The sequence below is a fragment of the Dendronalium sp. ChiSLP03b genome (assembly GCF_034531165.2).
Taxonomy (GTDB): Bacteria; Cyanobacteriota; Cyanobacteriia; order Cyanobacteriales; family Nostocaceae; genus Dendronalium; species Dendronalium minutum.
The window spans coordinates 73,119-89,897 of the sequence record NZ_JAVRBR020000008.1 but is presented as its reverse complement, the minus strand read 5'-3'; the positions used below and the strand labels follow the sequence as shown (position 1 = coordinate 89,897).

Below are 16,779 nucleotides of genomic sequence, written 5' to 3'. Positions count from 1 at the left end.
AAGATTCTGAAACTTTGATTGAGTCAAGCTTTGAGCCTTTATTTTCTAACAGTAACTAAAATTTATAGCCAAAACTTAGAAATTAAAGCCTCGAAAGGCTTTCAGCGATTGGGTTCTCCCAAAGTGATAAAAGAGGGCTATGGCAGTGGACTCTCATAACGTTGGGAGGTTTCCTAGTTGGTAGTATTGTGGGTTTGGCTGGAGGATTTTTGGGAGTTCCATTCATCGGCTACCCATTAACAGGGGTAGTCAACGGCTGTGAAGGTCAAGGTGCAATTGGATGTATACTCATCGGTGCAATATTAGGTGCATCTATTGGACTCGGCCTGGCAGTGGGTACAGCCCAGTGGTTCATTCTGCGACACATCGTACAGCGATCGCAATGGTGGATTTTGGCATCAGCTTTAGGATGGTGCGGTATTGGATTCACACTCACCAAGATGCTCTATGAAGCCATTCCAGCACCAGGTTCACCTAATTTTGAGAAAACTATTTTAGAGCAACTACCACCAACTCTGCCTGCGATCGCACAAGTTACGTTAGCAGGCACGCTCATGGGATTATTTCAGTGGCTAATTCTGCGTTCGACCCTACTGCAATCATTTTGGTGGATTCCAGTCAACGGCGCGATTATGCTGCTAGCAGCACTGGGGGTATTGATTTTGGGTTATAACATCGGTGGCTTACCTGGGATTGGCATATTCATAATAAGTTTTTCGCCAATTTATGCAGTTTTGAGTGGTATTACATTCAGTTGGCTGGTGTCACGAAATAGGAGTGTAGGAGTCTAGGGTGCATGACACTAAAGAAAGTTTTCCTAGATGTCAAAATTAGGACTAAAGCCTCGTACAATAAATATCACTTATTCTTGACTCAGGAGCTGATGCCATGCCAATGGCGGTTGGCGTAATTGAAACTTTAGGTTTTCCTAGTGTCTTAGCCGCAGCAGATGCAATGGTGAAATCTGCCGCAGTCACGCTGGTGTATTATGGTCTAGCGGAGAGTGGTCGCTTTGTAGTCGCTGTCCGGGGACAAGTTGCTGAAGTAAAAACAGCTGTTGAAGCAGGTATTGATGCTGGAGAGCAAGTAAAAGTTGAAACAGTAATCACTCATTATATTGTTCCCAATCCCCCGGAAAATGTGGAAACCATACTACCAATCCACTTCACCCAAAAATCCGAACCTTTCCGTATCTTCTAAACGATTTTGCCATTAAAATCTGTAGCGAAGCTTCGTACAATTAATTTTTAGCGCCACATGCGTTTATTTATACAGGAGATTGCTAATGTCACTACAGGCTGTTGGATCGCTTGAAACTAAGGGTTTTCCTGCTGTACTAGCAGCAGCCGATGCTATGGTCAAAGCCGGTCGAGTCACCCTTGTGGGTTATATCAGAGTTGGTAGCGCTCGTTTCACAGTCAATATTCGCGGTGATGTTTCTGAGGTAAAAACCGCTATGGCTGCTGGTGTTGAAGCCGCAGAAAACGTATATGGTGGCACTTTAGAATCTTGGGTGATTATTCCTCGTCCCCATGAAAACGTCGAAGCTGTCTTACCAATCGCGTACACAGAAGAAGTCCAACAGTATCGAGAATCTGTAGAAAACCCAATTATTAGGTCAGGAAACGGGCGGTAAAGTTAGAATTTTTAGTTATTAGACAAAAGCCAAAAGTCCAGAGTGCTAATTAATTATTCACTCTTGACTCTTAGCCTTTGATTATCGAGTTTTTGGAAGACGCAATACTAAGATTAAAGTGTCATTGAATGGAACTAGTTTCAGCAAGCTGAGTCAGCCAACTTAGTGAATTATTATGAACAACTCGGTTATTCAGTTTAACCCCGACTAATACCACAGTCTGTTAATTAAACTCACACTCGACTTTACTTGCTTAAAACGGTACCCATAAGGGTACTTTTAAATTTTAAATGGCTTTTTCAGAGTCCAGAAGCCTGCTAACCGAATTTTAGATTGTGGATTTTGGATTTAAAATCATTAATCTAAAATTATTGCCTAAACATTTGATGGGAATTGTGTAATGGTGAAAAAATTGCCAAATCTTCATGTTATCGAGGCAAAACACGAAGCAATGAAACTTATCTGGGTAAAACAACGTCCGGATAGAGGTAATTCGTATTGGCTTTTCCCAACAGGTGAAAAATGTTAGTTTTTTTTCAACCGCTCTCAATCTGGATCTATATCCACCCACATAAATCTAGATTGCGATTCCATAATTCCAAAACTTAAATTTACAAAAATTTAAATTTTGCTTACATTCAAGCAAATGCCCGAAATGCCGCAATTTATGGCACTTAGAGATTAAAAACAAAAACAGGGATGCAAAAATTCCTGCATAAAGTTAGTGAATAAAGACGTAATAACAATGGAATCGCTGAAATGTCTTCATGAAGATGACGGACTCATGGGCTACCAGCTAGTAAGTTAAGTGCGAGAAATGGGGGTTGTGATGCAAACTGTAAAACAGGGTTTCGAGGAGCGCAATCTCGCTATGGCAACAGAAGCAGAAAAACTGGCGCAATATTGGCAAAAGCGGCTAGCTGCTGAATGTCCAGAACAAAGTGTAGCTAATAGAGAAAGTATTATTTTTTGGCTTTTAGGACGTGATTCCAAACGGTTTGATCTGCTCAACCCTAGGGAACTCGATATCGCCAAGCAAGCAATGGAATATCGCTATCGGATTTTGCGTCAACGCTACTTGGGTATCGGGCGAGAACGTGCTTATCGTAACCTCATTACTCGGCTGGGGAGTTTAGTTACATTAAGAAACAAAATTCAGACTTGGGTTTCCCTGAGTCGCGATCGCCAACGCAGTGTCATAGACGTACTGCAAGAAGTACTCCAAGAATTATTGCAAAGCGATTCCTACATACAGCAGCAGATGGGTTGGATCTCTGAAATCACAACTGATCGACGACTACAGGATACTTTGCTGTTTGCTAGTATAGAAGAGTATTCTTTGCGACCAGTACGCAATCAACCATTGTTAGCGTATCGTTTTGTAAACTATCTGCGCCGGACTCAACGTGGCGGTTTAACCCAAGTACCCAGCAGTGACTTAGTGAGACTAGTTTCCGAAGAAATCCTTACAGACGACAACGACAATCGAGTGAACTTGGTAGATAATCAGGCGATCGCAGAATATCAAGAAGCGCAGAAACTAGAAGAACAACAATCACTGCGGCAGACAGTACAAAAAGAATTTGCCAATTACTTACAGGAAAATCTGGGAATAGAGGCAGTAGAGTGGCTAAAACTCTATCTTCAAGGCAAGTCTCAAGATGAAATTGCCAAGAGACTAAATAAGCCAATTAAAGAAATCTACCGTTTGCGAGAGAAAATTAGCTATCACGCTGTGCGTGTCTTTGCCCTCAAAGATAAACCCGAACTTGTGGATAACTGGCTTGCCATTTCCTTACAAGAAAATAATTTGGGGTTAACACAAAGCCAATGGCAGCAACTTGATGAAAAATTAACTCCCATTGAGCGGCAGATTCTGGATTTACGGAAAGCAGGCAACTCCATAGAAGCGACAGCCCAACAATTAAAACTCAAAACCCATCAGGTAATGGGTGAATGGACTAAGATTTATCTTACAGCCCAATCTTTAAGAACTCAGGAATAACTAGTACAAAAAGGCAGTGGCTCCCCATGAGGAACTGCGTTAGCGAAGAAGGAGCGTTACCTGAAGTGCAGAGGGAGCAGGGGAGAAAATCTCTAACTCCCAACTCAGCAACGCCACTGGCTACCTTGCGGGAACGCTTTCAGCGAACAAATCGGTGAACCGCAAGGGCGCAATAGCTCTTCAGCACTCTCAAAACACTCAGCACTCGATAATTCCAAATTCACCCTTGTATTCTTGTACTACTTAATTATTAATTTAACGTTTAATCAGGTAACAAAGTATCTTTATTTACTGCTAAATTAGAGCAAAATAAAATATAAGGAAATACTAAATTATTAAACCTATGTTGTCTTCAGAGGGCAAACCAACTGATACCAGAGCAGGTGGGCAGCAGATATCGTCTAAAACTCCAGTACATCGAGAGCAAGGACGCGATCTCAAGCAAATATTCCAGTTGATTGATAGTTTCTTGTCCTTTGAAGCTTGCTTGTATCACCAAATTGTCCCCTTTAGATTAGAGGATAACCAACTTTTGCTAGGTATGGTTCATCCACAAGACAGTGGGGCACTAGATTACGTGAATCGCATATTGTCTTATATCAATAGTACAATGGTAATTCAGGAAATTGCCACTGACACGCATCGCACCATACTTTCAGCCTATCTCAACCATAAAAATACATTTCGCCCTGATGCCAAACAACTGGAACAAACGGCAGCAGACTTTACTTCTGAAAAGAGCGTAACTAATATCGCCGATGATTTAATTACCTCTGCAACCACCTCCTTTGAACAAAATCAGCAGCCTCAATCGACTCTAGGCGGGACAGACACCCTTCAACATTCTCGCCAACAGGCAAATATTCCTATATCTCATCTAGATAGCTTTGCTTCTGTAAACGAAAGCAAAAAGAATACTTCCGAGGTAGTAGACCCAAGCAACTTGACTATTTTACAAGTGCAAGTTCCGGAACTGTTCAGTCCTGTTGAAGTTTTGGCAACACTACCACCCAAGAAATTGCTGGAACAATTACTAGGGCGCGTACTAGGTGGGGGAATTGGTCGCCTGTATTTGGAAAGACAGCCTTATAAAGGTAGGATACTCTGGAGTGACAATGGGGTTTTGCAGTCTGTATTAGAAAATCTGCCTCTCTCCGTTTTCCAAGGCGTGCTGAATGAGTTAAAACGATTTACTTCCTTACCTATCGCTACACTTGCAGAACCAAAACAGGTAGAAAAAGAATGCCTGTATCAACAAAACCGTTTGTTATTACGCCTACGTGTAATGCCGGGAATCTATGGCGAAGAAGCTACGTTACAAGTACTGCGGGGAGCAGCTTTAAAGTTTTATCAACAACAACAATTGACTCGTCTGAGCCGAGATGCCTTGGGAATTTCTCAACAACTAAGCTTGAAGTTGCGCGAACTACACCAACGACTGATCGTCAATCCCAGCCTCCAGCCCGGGCAACTCCAAGCTTTAGTTACCCTAAATGGACTAGTAGATAATTTAGAGCAACAAATAAAAATACTGACAGCAACTAACGAGCCACCAACAGGCAGTGGATAAAAATTCTGTCAGTGAAAGCGCTGATTGCGATCGCATCCATAATTGTTATGTTGTAATGGAACCCCAGACCTATTGGCTTAAAAGGTTTTGGTTCTATTTGTAACAATTTTGATGCCGTATTCATATTAAGATATCGGTTTTAAAACCTATATTAGCCAGTTTAATTTTCCGCTCCTGAAGTCATTATTTTGCAGATATTTCATGCAGACTGAGGTTTTTAGCGAACTTTTTCCCCTACTGAGTACAGCCAACCCACAGACTTTGGAATGGCTGCTCAATGTTGCAATTGAACATGAATACCCAGTTGGGCGAGCTGTATTAATGGAAGATGCCTGGGGTAACGCAGTTTACTTCGTGGTTTCTGGCTGGGTTAAAGTCCGACGCACCTGCGGAGATGATTCTGTTGCTTTGGCAATTTTGGGACGGGGTGATTTTTTTGGAGAAATGGCGATTTTGGATGAATCTCCGCGTTCAACCGATGTGATTGCCCTTTCACCAGTTAAATTGCTCAGCATCTCCAGAGAGCGTTTTATTCAAATACTGTTTAAAGACCCGCAGTTACATCACCGGATGCTGCAACTGATGGTACGGCGATTGCGACAAATAAACCAGCGCTTGCAAATCCGCTCTTCACCGCCAGCTGTCAAACTCGCCCATACCTTAGTCAGTTTGGGCGAAAGCTATGGGCAAGAATCAGACAAAGGCAAGGAAATTTTTAATATTCCTTTTAAAGATTTAGCAGAGGTGACAGAAATCGGAGTTGAAGAAACGACTAAAATAATGGAAAAATTACATGAAAAAGGTTGGATTGCAATTGACAACACCAACAACATAATTTACTTGATCAACTTCAAACAGTTGATGAATTTAGCTGGTAAAGTCTGATTCAGTGCTGAGTGTTGAGGAACCAGTGCGTTACTCCCTTTCCTAAAGTTGTAGGCAGAAAGCCTTCCTGGAGGGTAGCAAGTGTCGTCGGCTCTACCGACAGCCTTTGCAAATGGCGTTGCTGAGTGTTGAATATGGGGTGTTAAGTATGGAGTTATGAAGTGCTGAGTCCTAAGTTTAAAGTTTTTCGTTACTAACTATTGACTATTGACTATTAACAACTATTGACTATTAACTATTGACTCTGAACTTATCACTCCTAACTACAGATGACTGAAGCAACAGCACCTCGTATCGAAATTGGCATCCAAGAAACCGTACCGACGATTTATTACCAAGTGGCAATGCCCCAACCAGAAACGCATCTGTTTGAGGTGACATTGCGACTTGTTAACTATCCGTCACCAATTCTTGACTTAAAAATGCCGGTGTGGACACCAGGCTCCTACTTAGTGCGAGAATACGCCAAGAATCTACAAGATTTTGGCGCTTTTGTTGGAGACAAACCTTTGCCTTGGCGGAAAATCAGTAAAAATCACTGGCAAATCAACAAAAGTGGTTTTTCAGAATTAACTGTACGTTACCGAATTTTTGCAAATGAGCTATCGGTACGGACAAATCACTTGGATAGCACCCACGGCTATTTTAACGGTGCAGCTTTGTTTTTCAGACTACCGAGTTGGGAGAAACTACCCATTTGCATCACCATCGTACCGCCACGCCCAGAATGGCGAGTAACTACTGCCTTACCATCCGTTAGCGATCAAGCTAATACTTTCTGTGCTGCTGATTTTGACACCCTTGTAGATTCTCCTTTTGAGATTGGTTCCCATCAGTCGTACCACTTTGAAGTATTGGGAAAACCTCACGAACTAGCAATTTGGGGAGAGGGCAATTTCCAAACCCAGCGAATGATAGCTGATATTCAGAAGATTATTCAAGTGGAAGCACAGATGTTTGGCGGTTTGCCCTACGAGCGATATGTGTTTCTGCTGCATTTATTTGCCCAAGCTTATGGGGGTTTGGAGCATAAAAACTCTTGCTCATTGATTTACCAGCGCTTTGGGTTTCGCTCTCGGGATAAATACGAGCGCTTCATACAATTGCTGGCACATGAGTTCTTTCACTTGTGGAATGTCAAGCGGATTCGCCCAAAAGCTTTAGAGATTTTTGATTACGACCGGGAGAACTATACACCATCTCTATGGTTCTGTGAGGGTACTACCAGTTACTACGACTTGTTGATTCCTTTGCGGGCAGGAATTTATGATGCCAAGTCATATTTAAATAATTGGAATAAGGAAATTACTAGGTTTCTCACGACACCAGGACGCAAAGTGCAACCGCTTTCCGAGTCGAGTTTTGATGCTTGGATTAAACTTTATCGTCCAGATGCCAATAGCGGCAATTCCCAAATTTCTTACTATCTGAAGGGGGAAATGGTATCTTTGTTGCTAGATTTACTCATTAGAGTACGGCATAACAATCAGCGCTCTCTTGATGATGTCATGCGGCAAATGTGGCAACAATTTGGGCAAGCAGAAATTGGCTATACCCCAGAACAATTGCAGCAAGTAATTGAATCTATAGCGGGAGTAGATTTAGCTGATTTCTTTGAGCGCTACATTGATGGCACTGAAGAATTACCCTTTAATAAGTACCTAGAACCTTTTGGCTTGCATTTGCTGGCGGAGCAAGAGGATGAACCTCACCTGGGTGTGAAGGTAAAAACTGAGAATGGAAGGGAGATAATTAGGTCTATTGAAGTGGGTTCGCCTGCACAATTGGCGGGAATTGATGCAGGTGATGAGTTGCTAGCTATTGAGGGAATTAAAGTAACAGCAAATCAACTGAGCGATCGGCTCAAAGATTATCAACCAAATGACACTATCCAGGTGACAGTTTTTCATCAAGATGAATTGCGTACCTATTCTGTCACCCTTGCTGCATCGGTTCCCACCAAGTATCAGGTAATTGCCGTGCAGAATCCCGATCCCACCCAGAAAGAGAACTTTGCTGGGTGGTTAGGCGTGCCTCTTGTCACTGTTGGTTGAGTATAACGGCAAGAAGATTGAGGAGGCAGAGAGGACTTCCGTTGAAAAGCCAGTGCATTCGGTCGCCAGACTTGAAGTAACTGGCGTAAAAGTGTCTGTCGCAGAGGGGAGAATTCTTAAACAATTTCTCTTTGTCCCTTTGTTCTCCTTGTCCGCCTTATATTTCAATACGGTTCAGTTAAGGCTAAAACTCTTGGTCAAAGTCAATTTTTTGAAAGTAGACGCTTCTACGGTGAGGGGGTCGCAGTCTTGGATGCCACTTGCTAACCTGCGGGTTCTCCGTTCGCGTTAGCGGCGACCTAGGAGAAGGAGTACAAGCTGCGGAACCCGTCCAACGCAGTGGCTCCGGTTCCCATTGTTAGCGCAGCGAAGCCCTACTCTTCTCCCAAGGGCTTCGCGCAGGGTACCGCAAAGAACACAAAGAGAAGAAAGAAGTCCTTAACTCAAATGTATTGCCTTATATTTGAGTTACAGAATTAAGCTTTGACAACCTGAATTTCGTCAAGTTGGTTAATTACCAGATCTGCACCTCGTACATTATCTAACTTACCTACCCAAGTGATACCAATACAACCTGCTGCTTTGGCATCACTAGCCATTTGCATATCACCTACAGAATCCCCCACCATCAATGTATCTTCTGGCTCAACTCCCAAAGCTTGACAAGCTTGCAAAAATAGCGCTGGATCTGGTTTACTCGGTCCTTCATCCACTCCTATTTGCACTTGGATGTAATCAATTAATTGATGATGCGTGACAAAAGTATTTACTTCTGCTGTTGTTGCAGCTGAAATTATCCCAAGTTTAATTCCTGCTGCTGAAAGGGACTGCAATATCTCCAGGCTACCGATAAAAAGTGGTGCAGGAGTTGTGCCAATATATTTTTCAGCTTCGTCCAAAGCTTTACGGGCTATTTTAAGCGATTCAAACCATCCTCTCCCAGTTTCGGCAATATATGCGGCTGCGGCAATTTCTGTTTCACGGCGACTGGCCACAGATATTAAACCTGCTGGATCGAGGGTGTTACTATTAATGCCAAAGGCCATTAACAATGGTTCCCCAATTCCAGGAATTTGAGCGTCTATCAACCGCGCTGCTTTTTGTCCAAGCGATCGCAAATACGCTTCTGAATCTTCTAATGTACCGTTTTTGTCAAAAAAAATTGCCTGGATATTGGCAAATGTGATGTTTCTACATTTAATAGTTGCCAAAAGATTCCACCCCGCTTATTAAGTTAGAAGTCATCAGTCATCAGAAGCCACTACGTTGCGGAGGACACTACGTTGGCGAAACAGTGCCGTGGTGTTAGCGTAGCCCTTCCCACAGAGTAGCAACTGGCGTTCATCAGTCATTAGTCACAAAAAAAGAGGGAAATCCCTCTTTATATAGTGCTTTGATACTCTTAATTACAGATTAGTAAAAGTAAAACTGTATTATTCTTCAATAGCTACTGGTATCTCTTCTTCAGTTTCAATAGCTGCTGGTATCTCTTCTTCAGCTACTGCTTCTATCGCTTCTGCACCTTCTTCCACAGGTACGGTCATTGCAGCAGGAGCGCCTTGCTGTTTAGCTAGCAACTGTTCTCGGTATTTAGCTGCCATTTCTTCCGCTTTATCGTAAACTAAATCGCGGTTTTTAATCATATCGCCAGGTTCGGGTTCCAGCTGTTTGGTAGACAAGGAAATCCGACCTCTTTCAGCGTCCAAGTCAATGATCATAACTTTTACTTCGTCATTGACATTGAACACGCTATGAGGCGTATCAATATGCTCGTGGGAAATCTCGGAGATGTGCAACAGTCCGCTGACTCCGCCGATATCAATGAATGCACCGTAAGGCTTAATACCACGAACTGTACCGATGACTACTTCGCCAACTTCCAGGCGGTTCATCTTGCGCTCAACTAGTGCCCGTCGGTGGGATAGAACTAGGCGGTTGCGTTCTTCATCTACCTCTAAGAATTTTAAAGGCAGTTCTTCGCCTACCAATTCTTCTTTTGGTTTGCGGGTGCTAATGTGAGAACCAGGGATAAAACCTCGCAATCCCTCAATCCGTACCAATGCACCCCCACGATTGGTAGCAAATACACCGGAACGAACAGTGGCATCTTCTGCTTGCAACTGACGTACGCGTTCCCAAGCCCGCATGTATTCGATGCGACGAATAGAAAGTGTTAGCTGACCATCTTCGTTTTCATCAGTGAGAATGAAAAATTCTCGCGTTTCATTTGACTGTAAGACTTCTTCCGGGGCATCCACCCGGTTAATAGACATTTCTTGTATGGGGATGTATGCTGCTGTTTTAGCACCTATGTCAATCAGAGCGCCGCGCGGCTCTATACTAAAAACAGTACCTGGTACAATGTCGCCAGGGCTAAAGTGATAATCGTACTTGTCAAGTAGAGCAGCGAAATCTTCGTGAGTAAATCCAATTTCTGTAGCGGTTAAATTCTGATTGACCATGCTGATTGGTTCCTGGTTTTAGTCTCCGTAAAGGTTGTGGCATGAGTGCTGTGTATTATGTAGGCCATTGATTGAATGGCAGTCTACACTTACATCTTTTTTCATCCTAGCGCAGAAAAGCTAGTGTTAACACATATCAACTTACAGATTGAGAATTATATCATATAATATACGGGTTAGTGATGAGTCAGAGTCTATGCCAGGGTGTTACACCCATCACATAACCTGTTGATAAAATACGTAGGTTCTAATATCCGCTGCCACCAGTTATGATGACAGCGGATAAAGTTTTATGTGCCCTTACAAATCTTGTAATAGCAACTTAATCATCTTTCTTTTCAATGCGAGGGGGTTCGCGGAATGCGATCGCAAAGAAAAGAACACCTATACATAAGGTAAAAATCAAGATGTACGCAACGCTTTCCATTTTAAAAGCTCCTGCCTATGCAGCCAGTAATTAAGGTATTGGGTACTGGGTACTGGGTATTGGGTATTGGGAAAACTCTTTGCCAGTCTCTATTCCGCAATCCTTAATCCCCAGTCCCTAGTCCCTAGAAATTAGAGGGCTTCCTTCCGGCGGGTTGTCTTATCACCCACTTTCTGGAAAAGACCCCACTCAACTTGCTCTTCTAGATCCGCATCAACACCAGCAAATACGTCTCGGTAGATTGTCCGAGAGCCATGCCAGAGATGACCAAAGAAGAATAACAGAGCAAATACAGCGTGTCCAAAGGTAAACCAACCTCTGGGACTGGTGCGGAATACACCGTCGGAGTTCAAGGTTTCCCGGTCAAATTCAAATATTTCACCGCCTTGAGCTTTACGGGCATACTTCTTCACATCAGCTGGATCTGTAAAGGTCTTGCCATCTAGGTCGCCACCATAGAAGCTAACGGTAACACCAGATTGCTCAAAGCTATATCTGGATTCTGCCCGACGGAATGGAATGTCAGCACGGATAATTCCGTCTTCGTCGGTCAAGATTACAGGGAAGGTTTCAAAGAAGTTGGGGAGACGACGCACAGTCAATTCTCTTCCTTCAGAATCTTTGAATACCGCATGACCTTGCCAAGACTTGGCAATACCATCACCCTTGACCATTGGTCCCGTACGGAATAGACCGCCTTTGGCAGGACTATTGCCGACATAATCGTAGAACGCAAGTTTTTCGGGAATCTGCGACCAACCTTCTGAAAGTGATGCACCATCGGCAACACTAGTTTGGACGCGGCGGTCAATTTCCTGACGGAAGTAGTTTTGATCCCATTGATAACGGGTGGGTCCAAACAGTTCAATAGGGGTAGCAGCGTTACCGTACCACATAGTACCAGCAACGACAAAGGCAGCAAAGAATACCGCAGCAATACTACTAGATAGTACGGTTTCAATGTTCCCCATCCGCAGGGCTTTGTAGAGCCGTTCGGGGGGTCTGACTGTCAAGTGGAATAAACCGGCGATAATGCCAACAACACCAGCAGCAATGTGGTGAGCAACAATGCCACCTGGGTTAAATGGGTTAAACCCATCTGGGCCCCATTCTGGCGCTACTGCTTGCACGCTGCCAGTGACTCCATAAGGGTCAGAAACCCACAATCCCGGGCCAAATAGTCCGGTGAGGTGAAAAGCACCAAAGCCAAAACAAAGTAGACCAGATAAAAACAGGTGAATGCCAAACATTTTTGGCAAGTCTAGAGCAGGTTCACCGGTGCGAGGATCTCTAAAGAGTTCCAAATCCCAGTAAACCCAGTGCCAGACAGCAGCTAAGAATAACAGACCAGAAAGAATAATATGAGCAGCGGCAACGCCTTCAAATGACCAGAAACCTGGGTCAGTTGCTGGCCCGCCGGTAACGCTCCAACCACCCCAAGATTGGGTAACGCCTAAGCGTGCCATGAAGGGCAGCACGAACATTCCTTGACGCCACATTGGGTTGAGAACTGGATCGCTGGGGTCATAAATGGCTAGTTCATACAGTGCCATCGAACCAGCCCAGCCTGCGACTAAGGCTGTGTGCATCAAGTGTACAGAAATCAGCCGCCCTGGATCGTTCAGAACGACTGTATGTACTCGGTACCAAGGTAGTCCCATCGACTACGCTCCTCCTCGATGAGTTTATGTTTACAAAGCAATTTTCTTACTGAGATTCTGAAAGGCGGAACCCCTTTGGGTAGGTCAGCCACTTGCATTCAGCAACCTAAATACAGTGCTGTCTCACCGCCGCTCAGAGAACTCTCTGAGTTTTTGTTATTGCCAGGGTTCTGAGCTTCACCACAGCTTAGTCTTATGAGACAGACAGTGTGGCTAGTTTGGCAATGCTGACACACTTTGCTAGCTCTACCTGTTGGATTAGCGATCGCCTGTATAACTGCCGAGAAGTTTTCTCTGATGAAAACGCCTCCCTAATTTCTGAGGAAACTGACAAAAGCCCTTAAAGCTTTTGAGCATTATGACGTGCTAATCTTTCGGAAGTCGCCTTTGAGGTGTCTATGCAGTCACCAAGCAAAAATGAGAATGTTTTAAAAAGTGTAACTATTGATGGAACTGTTTGCAAGCGTGTAAATAGATGCGATCGCGTAACAGACTCCAGGTATCTTGCCATGAATCGCCGTCACAATTTCATTTGCGTATATTTAAGGTTATGTCAACAAGGAGGACTGGGGACAAGGGGGCAGAGGGGATTTGGAAAATTTCTTCCTAAGCCACAATCAGTAATACCTAATTGCTAAACTTTAGATATTTCTTTACACAAATATATAATTTTCAATATATATACTTATTAACCTATCGGTTGCTTGACAAAGTTTTGATATACAAGTCCGTAAAAATCCATAGTGTTCGGTTTTTAAAGTTGCCCATGCAAGGTTTTTATCCTCACCAGCTAATGGTACAGTCAGTCCACTGAAGAATAATGTTTTACAACTCAGATGAGAAACTCGGTCAACAAGTTACTTGGGTACACTACTTCTAAAAAACATAAACTTATTCAATATTTGCCAGAAAATCAACAAAAGTGTCAATATATCAAGTTAATAGCTTGCCGAGAAGATACTGATATTGTCGTATCCCAGAATAATACAGAAAAGTTACATTTGTAACTAAATGAAAGTATTTAAAAAAAATATTACATAAGTGATGCAGCCCAGAAAAGCTTGTTATAAATAGCACAAATCTGGCTTAAATGATCGTGGAAAAATATTACTAGTAAGTGAACTTGTGTCTATATACATGTGTCAAAAACATCAAAAGACGACATTACTGGCAATGCTCGACGTTATATTTAGTAGTTCTGAAAATTTAAGGTGGAAAAGCCTTCCGTGGGTGAGAGCAGAAAATTTCTCCTCAATAACGTATGGAGTTTTAGCAACTAGAACCAGATAGTAAATGCATAAAATTTTTGCCAAAGTCAATAAGGTTACATTGTTTCACTTTTTACTAAGTACAGAGTTTGTAAAACATAATGCAAATTTATACTGCCTTGGTACTTCATAAAATCTTCTTTTTTCAGTAAATTGTAGTGTTATTACCGACAAAACTAAACAAATAAAATGTCACTTTCATTTTATGATCTAAATATAAACACTTATTTATATAGAAAAGACAGATAGTAATTCTTGAATGAAATACGTCCAAGAATATTCATAAAGTCAGAATTCAGCAATATCATCCCTCCTGTATCCTGACTTCTGGAAGGTAATTGCTACAACTTTGAACAAAGCAACCCACTGCCTCCTGAATACCAAAGCAAGAGTGTATTGCACATAATCGAGAGTCTCAGTATTACTGATAATGCAAACAAGGTTAAAAGATGAATATAGTTGTGTCGTCTAAAAAATTTGCTTTCCAAGTATTTATGTTGGCTGCTATGTCTGGCGTTGCAAGCGCACAAGAGACTATTACTGTGCCTCAACCAGCAACCACACCACAGCAAACCCCAACTCTGCCTCAACCAGCAACCACACCACAGCAAACCCCAACTCTGCCTCAATTGCGAACAACTCAGAGAATTTGCTCTTTAGATCCCGTTGAGGATTTATTACCTCCTCCACAACAAAACAAGCAAAGTGATTCTGTGCTTTCTTACCTAGGCCAAGAAGGTTTTATACGAAATCAAGAAGGTGCCTGGGTATGTTATGCCAACGATCCCAAGAAAGAGGGGCGTTATTATACTGTTTTTAAAGTTCAAGAACTTGATGGAAAGCTCATAGGCAGTTCTTTCCTTGATGGCGGTACTCTCATTAATGGACAAGATAACCACAGCATAGACTTCTTTATGACGCTCGTCGAACGTCATATGAATGCCAGTCAGGAGAACCAGCAAAGTATACGCAGGTATTTGGAAGCTTTCGTTTCCTTAGTCAAGCAAGGAAAGATACAACCCTCGCGTCGTGGGTTTCTCTTCGACCAACCCAACCGTGCATTAGTTCTATACCACACGCTCACAGCTGGAGAACTCAAGGGTACAGCAATCACAATCAACATCCAGTTGCCCAAGAATCTAAATTCTGGCTCTACGAAGACGGGATTCCCATCCTCTCGAAGAAATACCTTAAGACCCAACCAATAATTATGCTCGATTGTTAATTGCAGATAGAAGCTGCTTGTGTCGTTTGTGTGAGGTGTATCTTGTTGAAATTAAATTTTAAAAGCATTGCGATTTTATTTTCGTCTTTTGCAGTGGTACTTTCTGTATGCCAGTCAGCTTCTGCAAAACCAGTTGGGTTAGATATTGGTGGGCGCAATCGTATCCCACCAGGTCAGGAGCAAGAGTTTCTTAGGTATCAACTAGACCATAATAACGATCTGCGCCAGATACGAGTTATCCCTGAATGTAATGTAGGATTTGGTCTGAGCTGCAACAAAACTGGAACAATACTTGAGCAAATAGTTAGGTCTAATGGCGGGCCAAGCTACGATCAAATGTTAATGCGGGCGGCTGGTGGGCCGCAAAACTATCAGAATTTTACTGCGTTTTATGGTAATAGTTCTAAAGTTTATGACACTCCATATATATCATTCTGGCGAGAACAACAATCAACTGGCTCAATTCTAGACAGTTCCCAATATGTTCTTGGACAATCTGTGAGTCGCACTCCCGTACAAGGTTTAGGAACTGTAACTAAGAAATTCGCTTGGTCACCGTTAACAACAGGTGATAAACTCGATACCCGTAGTGGATTACTGGATTTGAAATACGCCTATGGACGCGTCCTTTTGAATGAGGTAGCAAAAATTCCTAATACCGAACAGCAGATTCGGTCTTTAGATTTACCGCCAGATATGACGCAATATTATTTGACTAACCTCTCTAGAGGATTAAATGCGTTAAAAGCTGGAGATGACCAAGCACTTCAAGATAGTATTTTGAAAATATTCTCATTTCCATACTCTCCAGTCTCCGTGAGTGGTGGTGAGTACGGACGTGTACCAATTGCAGCTGCGGATCAGTTGGCACTCCAAGGAACACCTCTTTCAGGAGAAACTCTCAGTATAGAGCCAGTATTCTCGGACGGAGTAGATATAGTCGCTGCCCCAGATGCTCCTGTGGCTTTAGAAGAATTTGTACCAGCAGCAGAAGGTGGCGGGTTTAATTTTCCAGTCTTGCCAGTACTTGGAGGTCTTGGTCTTGTAGCATTGCTTTTGGCTCTTGGAGGAGGAGATGATTCTTCCAGTCAGGCAAATTCCTTAGGAAATACACCTGGGAACAATGTCCCGCCTCCTACTCCCAACCAGCCAGAATGTATTCCTCCTGGCGGTAATGCGACTCCCGGTAATGGTCAGGTTATCGGAGTTCCCTGTGACACCAATGTTCCTCCACCGACACCAGAAGTAAAGAAGGTAATGGAACCGTCAACGCTCAAAGCTATTCTTTTGCTAACTCTTCTAATGTTTATAATCAGTCGCAAACAGCGGTCAATGCAAGCAAAAGGTTAAATCTTAAATTGAAATTAGGCTGCGATCGCTTGGATAAAAAATCCCTCAGTAGCTACCTGAGGGACTTATAATTTCCAATACTTTTTACATGAAATGTATCCCACATCAAAAGCATACCCGTCCTTTCCAAAAAAGGTGTGCCAAAATGCCTAATTTTTGAAATTATGAAAGAGATTAGGGATTAGGGACTGGGGATTAGGAAAGAATTTTGTAGCCCTCAGTCCCCAGTCCCCAGT

Annotated in this window: 15 protein-coding genes; 11 read left to right on the top strand and 4 right to left on the bottom strand. The window is 42.8% G+C overall.

Annotation, left to right across the window (positions count from 1 at the left end; all coding sequences use genetic code 11):
- The first annotated feature begins 161 nt into the window (after window positions 1-161).
- The 8 genes from RMY31_RS01670 to RMY31_RS01635 all read left to right on the top strand — a co-directional run bounded on the left by RMY31_RS01670 (window position 162) and on the right by RMY31_RS01635 (window position 8,150).
- Window positions 162-791: a hypothetical protein gene (locus tag RMY31_RS01670; protein WP_322657680.1), complete on the top strand. Its 630-nt coding sequence runs from the start codon at window positions 162-164 to the stop codon at window positions 789-791.
- A gap of 97 nt (window positions 792-888) precedes the next feature.
- A complete protein-coding gene (locus RMY31_RS01665; RefSeq protein WP_322657681.1) occupies window positions 889-1,200 on the top strand; it encodes a carbon dioxide-concentrating mechanism protein CcmK in 312 nt (103 codons plus the stop codon).
- An 85-nt stretch (window positions 1,201-1,285) separates the two neighbouring features.
- On the top strand, window positions 1,286-1,636 hold the full coding sequence (locus RMY31_RS01660; RefSeq protein ID WP_322657682.1) for a carbon dioxide-concentrating mechanism protein CcmK: 351 nt from the start codon (window positions 1,286-1,288) through the stop codon (window positions 1,634-1,636).
- An 817-nt stretch (window positions 1,637-2,453) separates the two neighbouring features.
- Entirely contained in the window at window positions 2,454-3,641 is a 1,188-nt protein-coding gene (locus RMY31_RS01655; protein WP_322657683.1) for a HetZ-related protein 2, read from the top strand.
- 26 nt (window positions 3,642-3,667) lie between these two features.
- Window positions 3,668-3,799 carry a hypothetical protein gene (locus RMY31_RS01650; protein WP_322657684.1) on the top strand — a complete coding sequence of 44 codons (132 nt, stop codon included), beginning with the start codon at window positions 3,668-3,670 and terminating at the stop codon, window positions 3,797-3,799.
- Window positions 3,800-3,984: 185 nt separating this feature from the next.
- The gene (locus RMY31_RS01645; RefSeq protein WP_322657685.1) at window positions 3,985-5,211 is read left to right on the top strand and encodes a pilus assembly protein PilB; all 1,227 of its coding nucleotides are present in this window, start codon (window positions 3,985-3,987) and stop codon (window positions 5,209-5,211) included.
- A gap of 201 nt (window positions 5,212-5,412) precedes the next feature.
- A complete protein-coding gene (locus RMY31_RS01640) occupies window positions 5,413-6,096 on the top strand; it encodes a Crp/Fnr family transcriptional regulator (RefSeq protein WP_322657686.1) in 684 nt (227 codons plus the stop codon).
- Window positions 6,097-6,365: 269 nt separating this feature from the next.
- Complete coding sequence (locus RMY31_RS01635) at window positions 6,366-8,150, top strand: M61 family metallopeptidase (RefSeq protein WP_322657687.1); 1,785 nt, start codon at window positions 6,366-6,368, stop codon at window positions 8,148-8,150.
- A 476-nt stretch (window positions 8,151-8,626) separates the two neighbouring features.
- Here the strand turns inward: RMY31_RS01635 and RMY31_RS01630 are convergent, their stop codons facing one another.
- The 4 genes from RMY31_RS01630 to psbB form a co-directional block, all read right to left on the bottom strand.
- The gene (locus RMY31_RS01630) at window positions 8,627-9,361 is read right to left on the bottom strand and encodes an HAD family hydrolase (RefSeq protein ID WP_322657688.1); all 735 of its coding nucleotides are present in this window, start codon (window positions 9,359-9,361) and stop codon (window positions 8,627-8,629) included.
- Between the two features lie 222 nt (window positions 9,362-9,583).
- Window positions 9,584-10,612, bottom strand: a complete 1,029-nt coding sequence (locus tag RMY31_RS01625; RefSeq protein ID WP_322657689.1) for a 30S ribosomal protein S1 — start codon at window positions 10,610-10,612, stop codon at window positions 9,584-9,586.
- Window positions 10,613-10,934: 322 nt separating this feature from the next.
- On the bottom strand, window positions 10,935-11,039 hold the full coding sequence (locus tag RMY31_RS01620) for a photosystem II reaction center protein T (protein WP_322657690.1): 105 nt from the start codon (window positions 11,037-11,039) through the stop codon (window positions 10,935-10,937).
- Window positions 11,040-11,170: 131 nt separating this feature from the next.
- Window positions 11,171-12,700: a photosystem II chlorophyll-binding protein CP47 gene (gene psbB, locus RMY31_RS01615; protein ID WP_322657691.1), complete on the bottom strand. Its 1,530-nt coding sequence runs from the start codon at window positions 12,698-12,700 to the stop codon at window positions 11,171-11,173.
- 209 nt (window positions 12,701-12,909) lie between these two features.
- Between psbB and RMY31_RS01610 the strand changes: the two genes are divergently transcribed.
- The 3 genes from RMY31_RS01610 to RMY31_RS01600 all read left to right on the top strand — a co-directional run bounded on the left by RMY31_RS01610 (window position 12,910) and on the right by RMY31_RS01600 (window position 16,543).
- Window positions 12,910-13,044, top strand: a complete 135-nt coding sequence (locus tag RMY31_RS01610) for a hypothetical protein (protein WP_322657692.1) — start codon at window positions 12,910-12,912, stop codon at window positions 13,042-13,044.
- Between the two features lie 1,373 nt (window positions 13,045-14,417).
- The gene (locus RMY31_RS01605; protein ID WP_409877077.1) at window positions 14,418-15,176 is read left to right on the top strand and encodes a hypothetical protein; all 759 of its coding nucleotides are present in this window, start codon (window positions 14,418-14,420) and stop codon (window positions 15,174-15,176) included.
- Window positions 15,177-15,238: 62 nt separating this feature from the next.
- Entirely contained in the window at window positions 15,239-16,543 is a 1,305-nt protein-coding gene (locus RMY31_RS01600; protein ID WP_322657694.1) for a hypothetical protein, read from the top strand.
- The last annotated feature ends 236 nt before the right edge of the window (window positions 16,544-16,779 follow it).

What these genes read in the sequence shown, in the direction of transcription:
- RMY31_RS01650 (WP_322657684.1), top strand. Translation starts at nt 3,668, where the DNA reads ATGAGGAACTGCGTTAGCGAAGAAGGAGCGTTACCTGAAGTGCAGAGG.
- RMY31_RS01660 (WP_322657682.1), top strand. Translation starts at nt 1,286, where the DNA reads ATGTCACTACAGGCTGTTGGATCGCTTGAAACTAAGGGTTTTCCTGCT.
- RMY31_RS01665 (WP_322657681.1), top strand. Translation starts at nt 889, where the DNA reads ATGCCAATGGCGGTTGGCGTAATTGAAACTTTAGGTTTTCCTAGTGTC.
- RMY31_RS01655 (WP_322657683.1), top strand. Translation starts at nt 2,454, where the DNA reads ATGGGGGTTGTGATGCAAACTGTAAAACAGGGTTTCGAGGAGCGCAAT.
- psbB (WP_322657691.1), bottom strand. Translation starts at nt 12,700, where the DNA reads ATGGGACTACCTTGGTACCGAGTACATACAGTCGTTCTGAACGATCCA.
- RMY31_RS01640 (WP_322657686.1), top strand. Translation starts at nt 5,413, where the DNA reads ATGCAGACTGAGGTTTTTAGCGAACTTTTTCCCCTACTGAGTACAGCC.
- RMY31_RS01625 (WP_322657689.1), bottom strand. Translation starts at nt 10,612, where the DNA reads ATGGTCAATCAGAATTTAACCGCTACAGAAATTGGATTTACTCACGAA.
- RMY31_RS01605 (WP_409877077.1), top strand. Translation starts at nt 14,418, where the DNA reads ATGAATATAGTTGTGTCGTCTAAAAAATTTGCTTTCCAAGTATTTATG.
- RMY31_RS01620 (WP_322657690.1), bottom strand. Translation starts at nt 11,039, where the DNA reads ATGGAAAGCGTTGCGTACATCTTGATTTTTACCTTATGTATAGGTGTT.
- RMY31_RS01635 (WP_322657687.1), top strand. Translation starts at nt 6,366, where the DNA reads ATGACTGAAGCAACAGCACCTCGTATCGAAATTGGCATCCAAGAAACC.
- RMY31_RS01645 (WP_322657685.1), top strand. Translation starts at nt 3,985, where the DNA reads ATGTTGTCTTCAGAGGGCAAACCAACTGATACCAGAGCAGGTGGGCAG.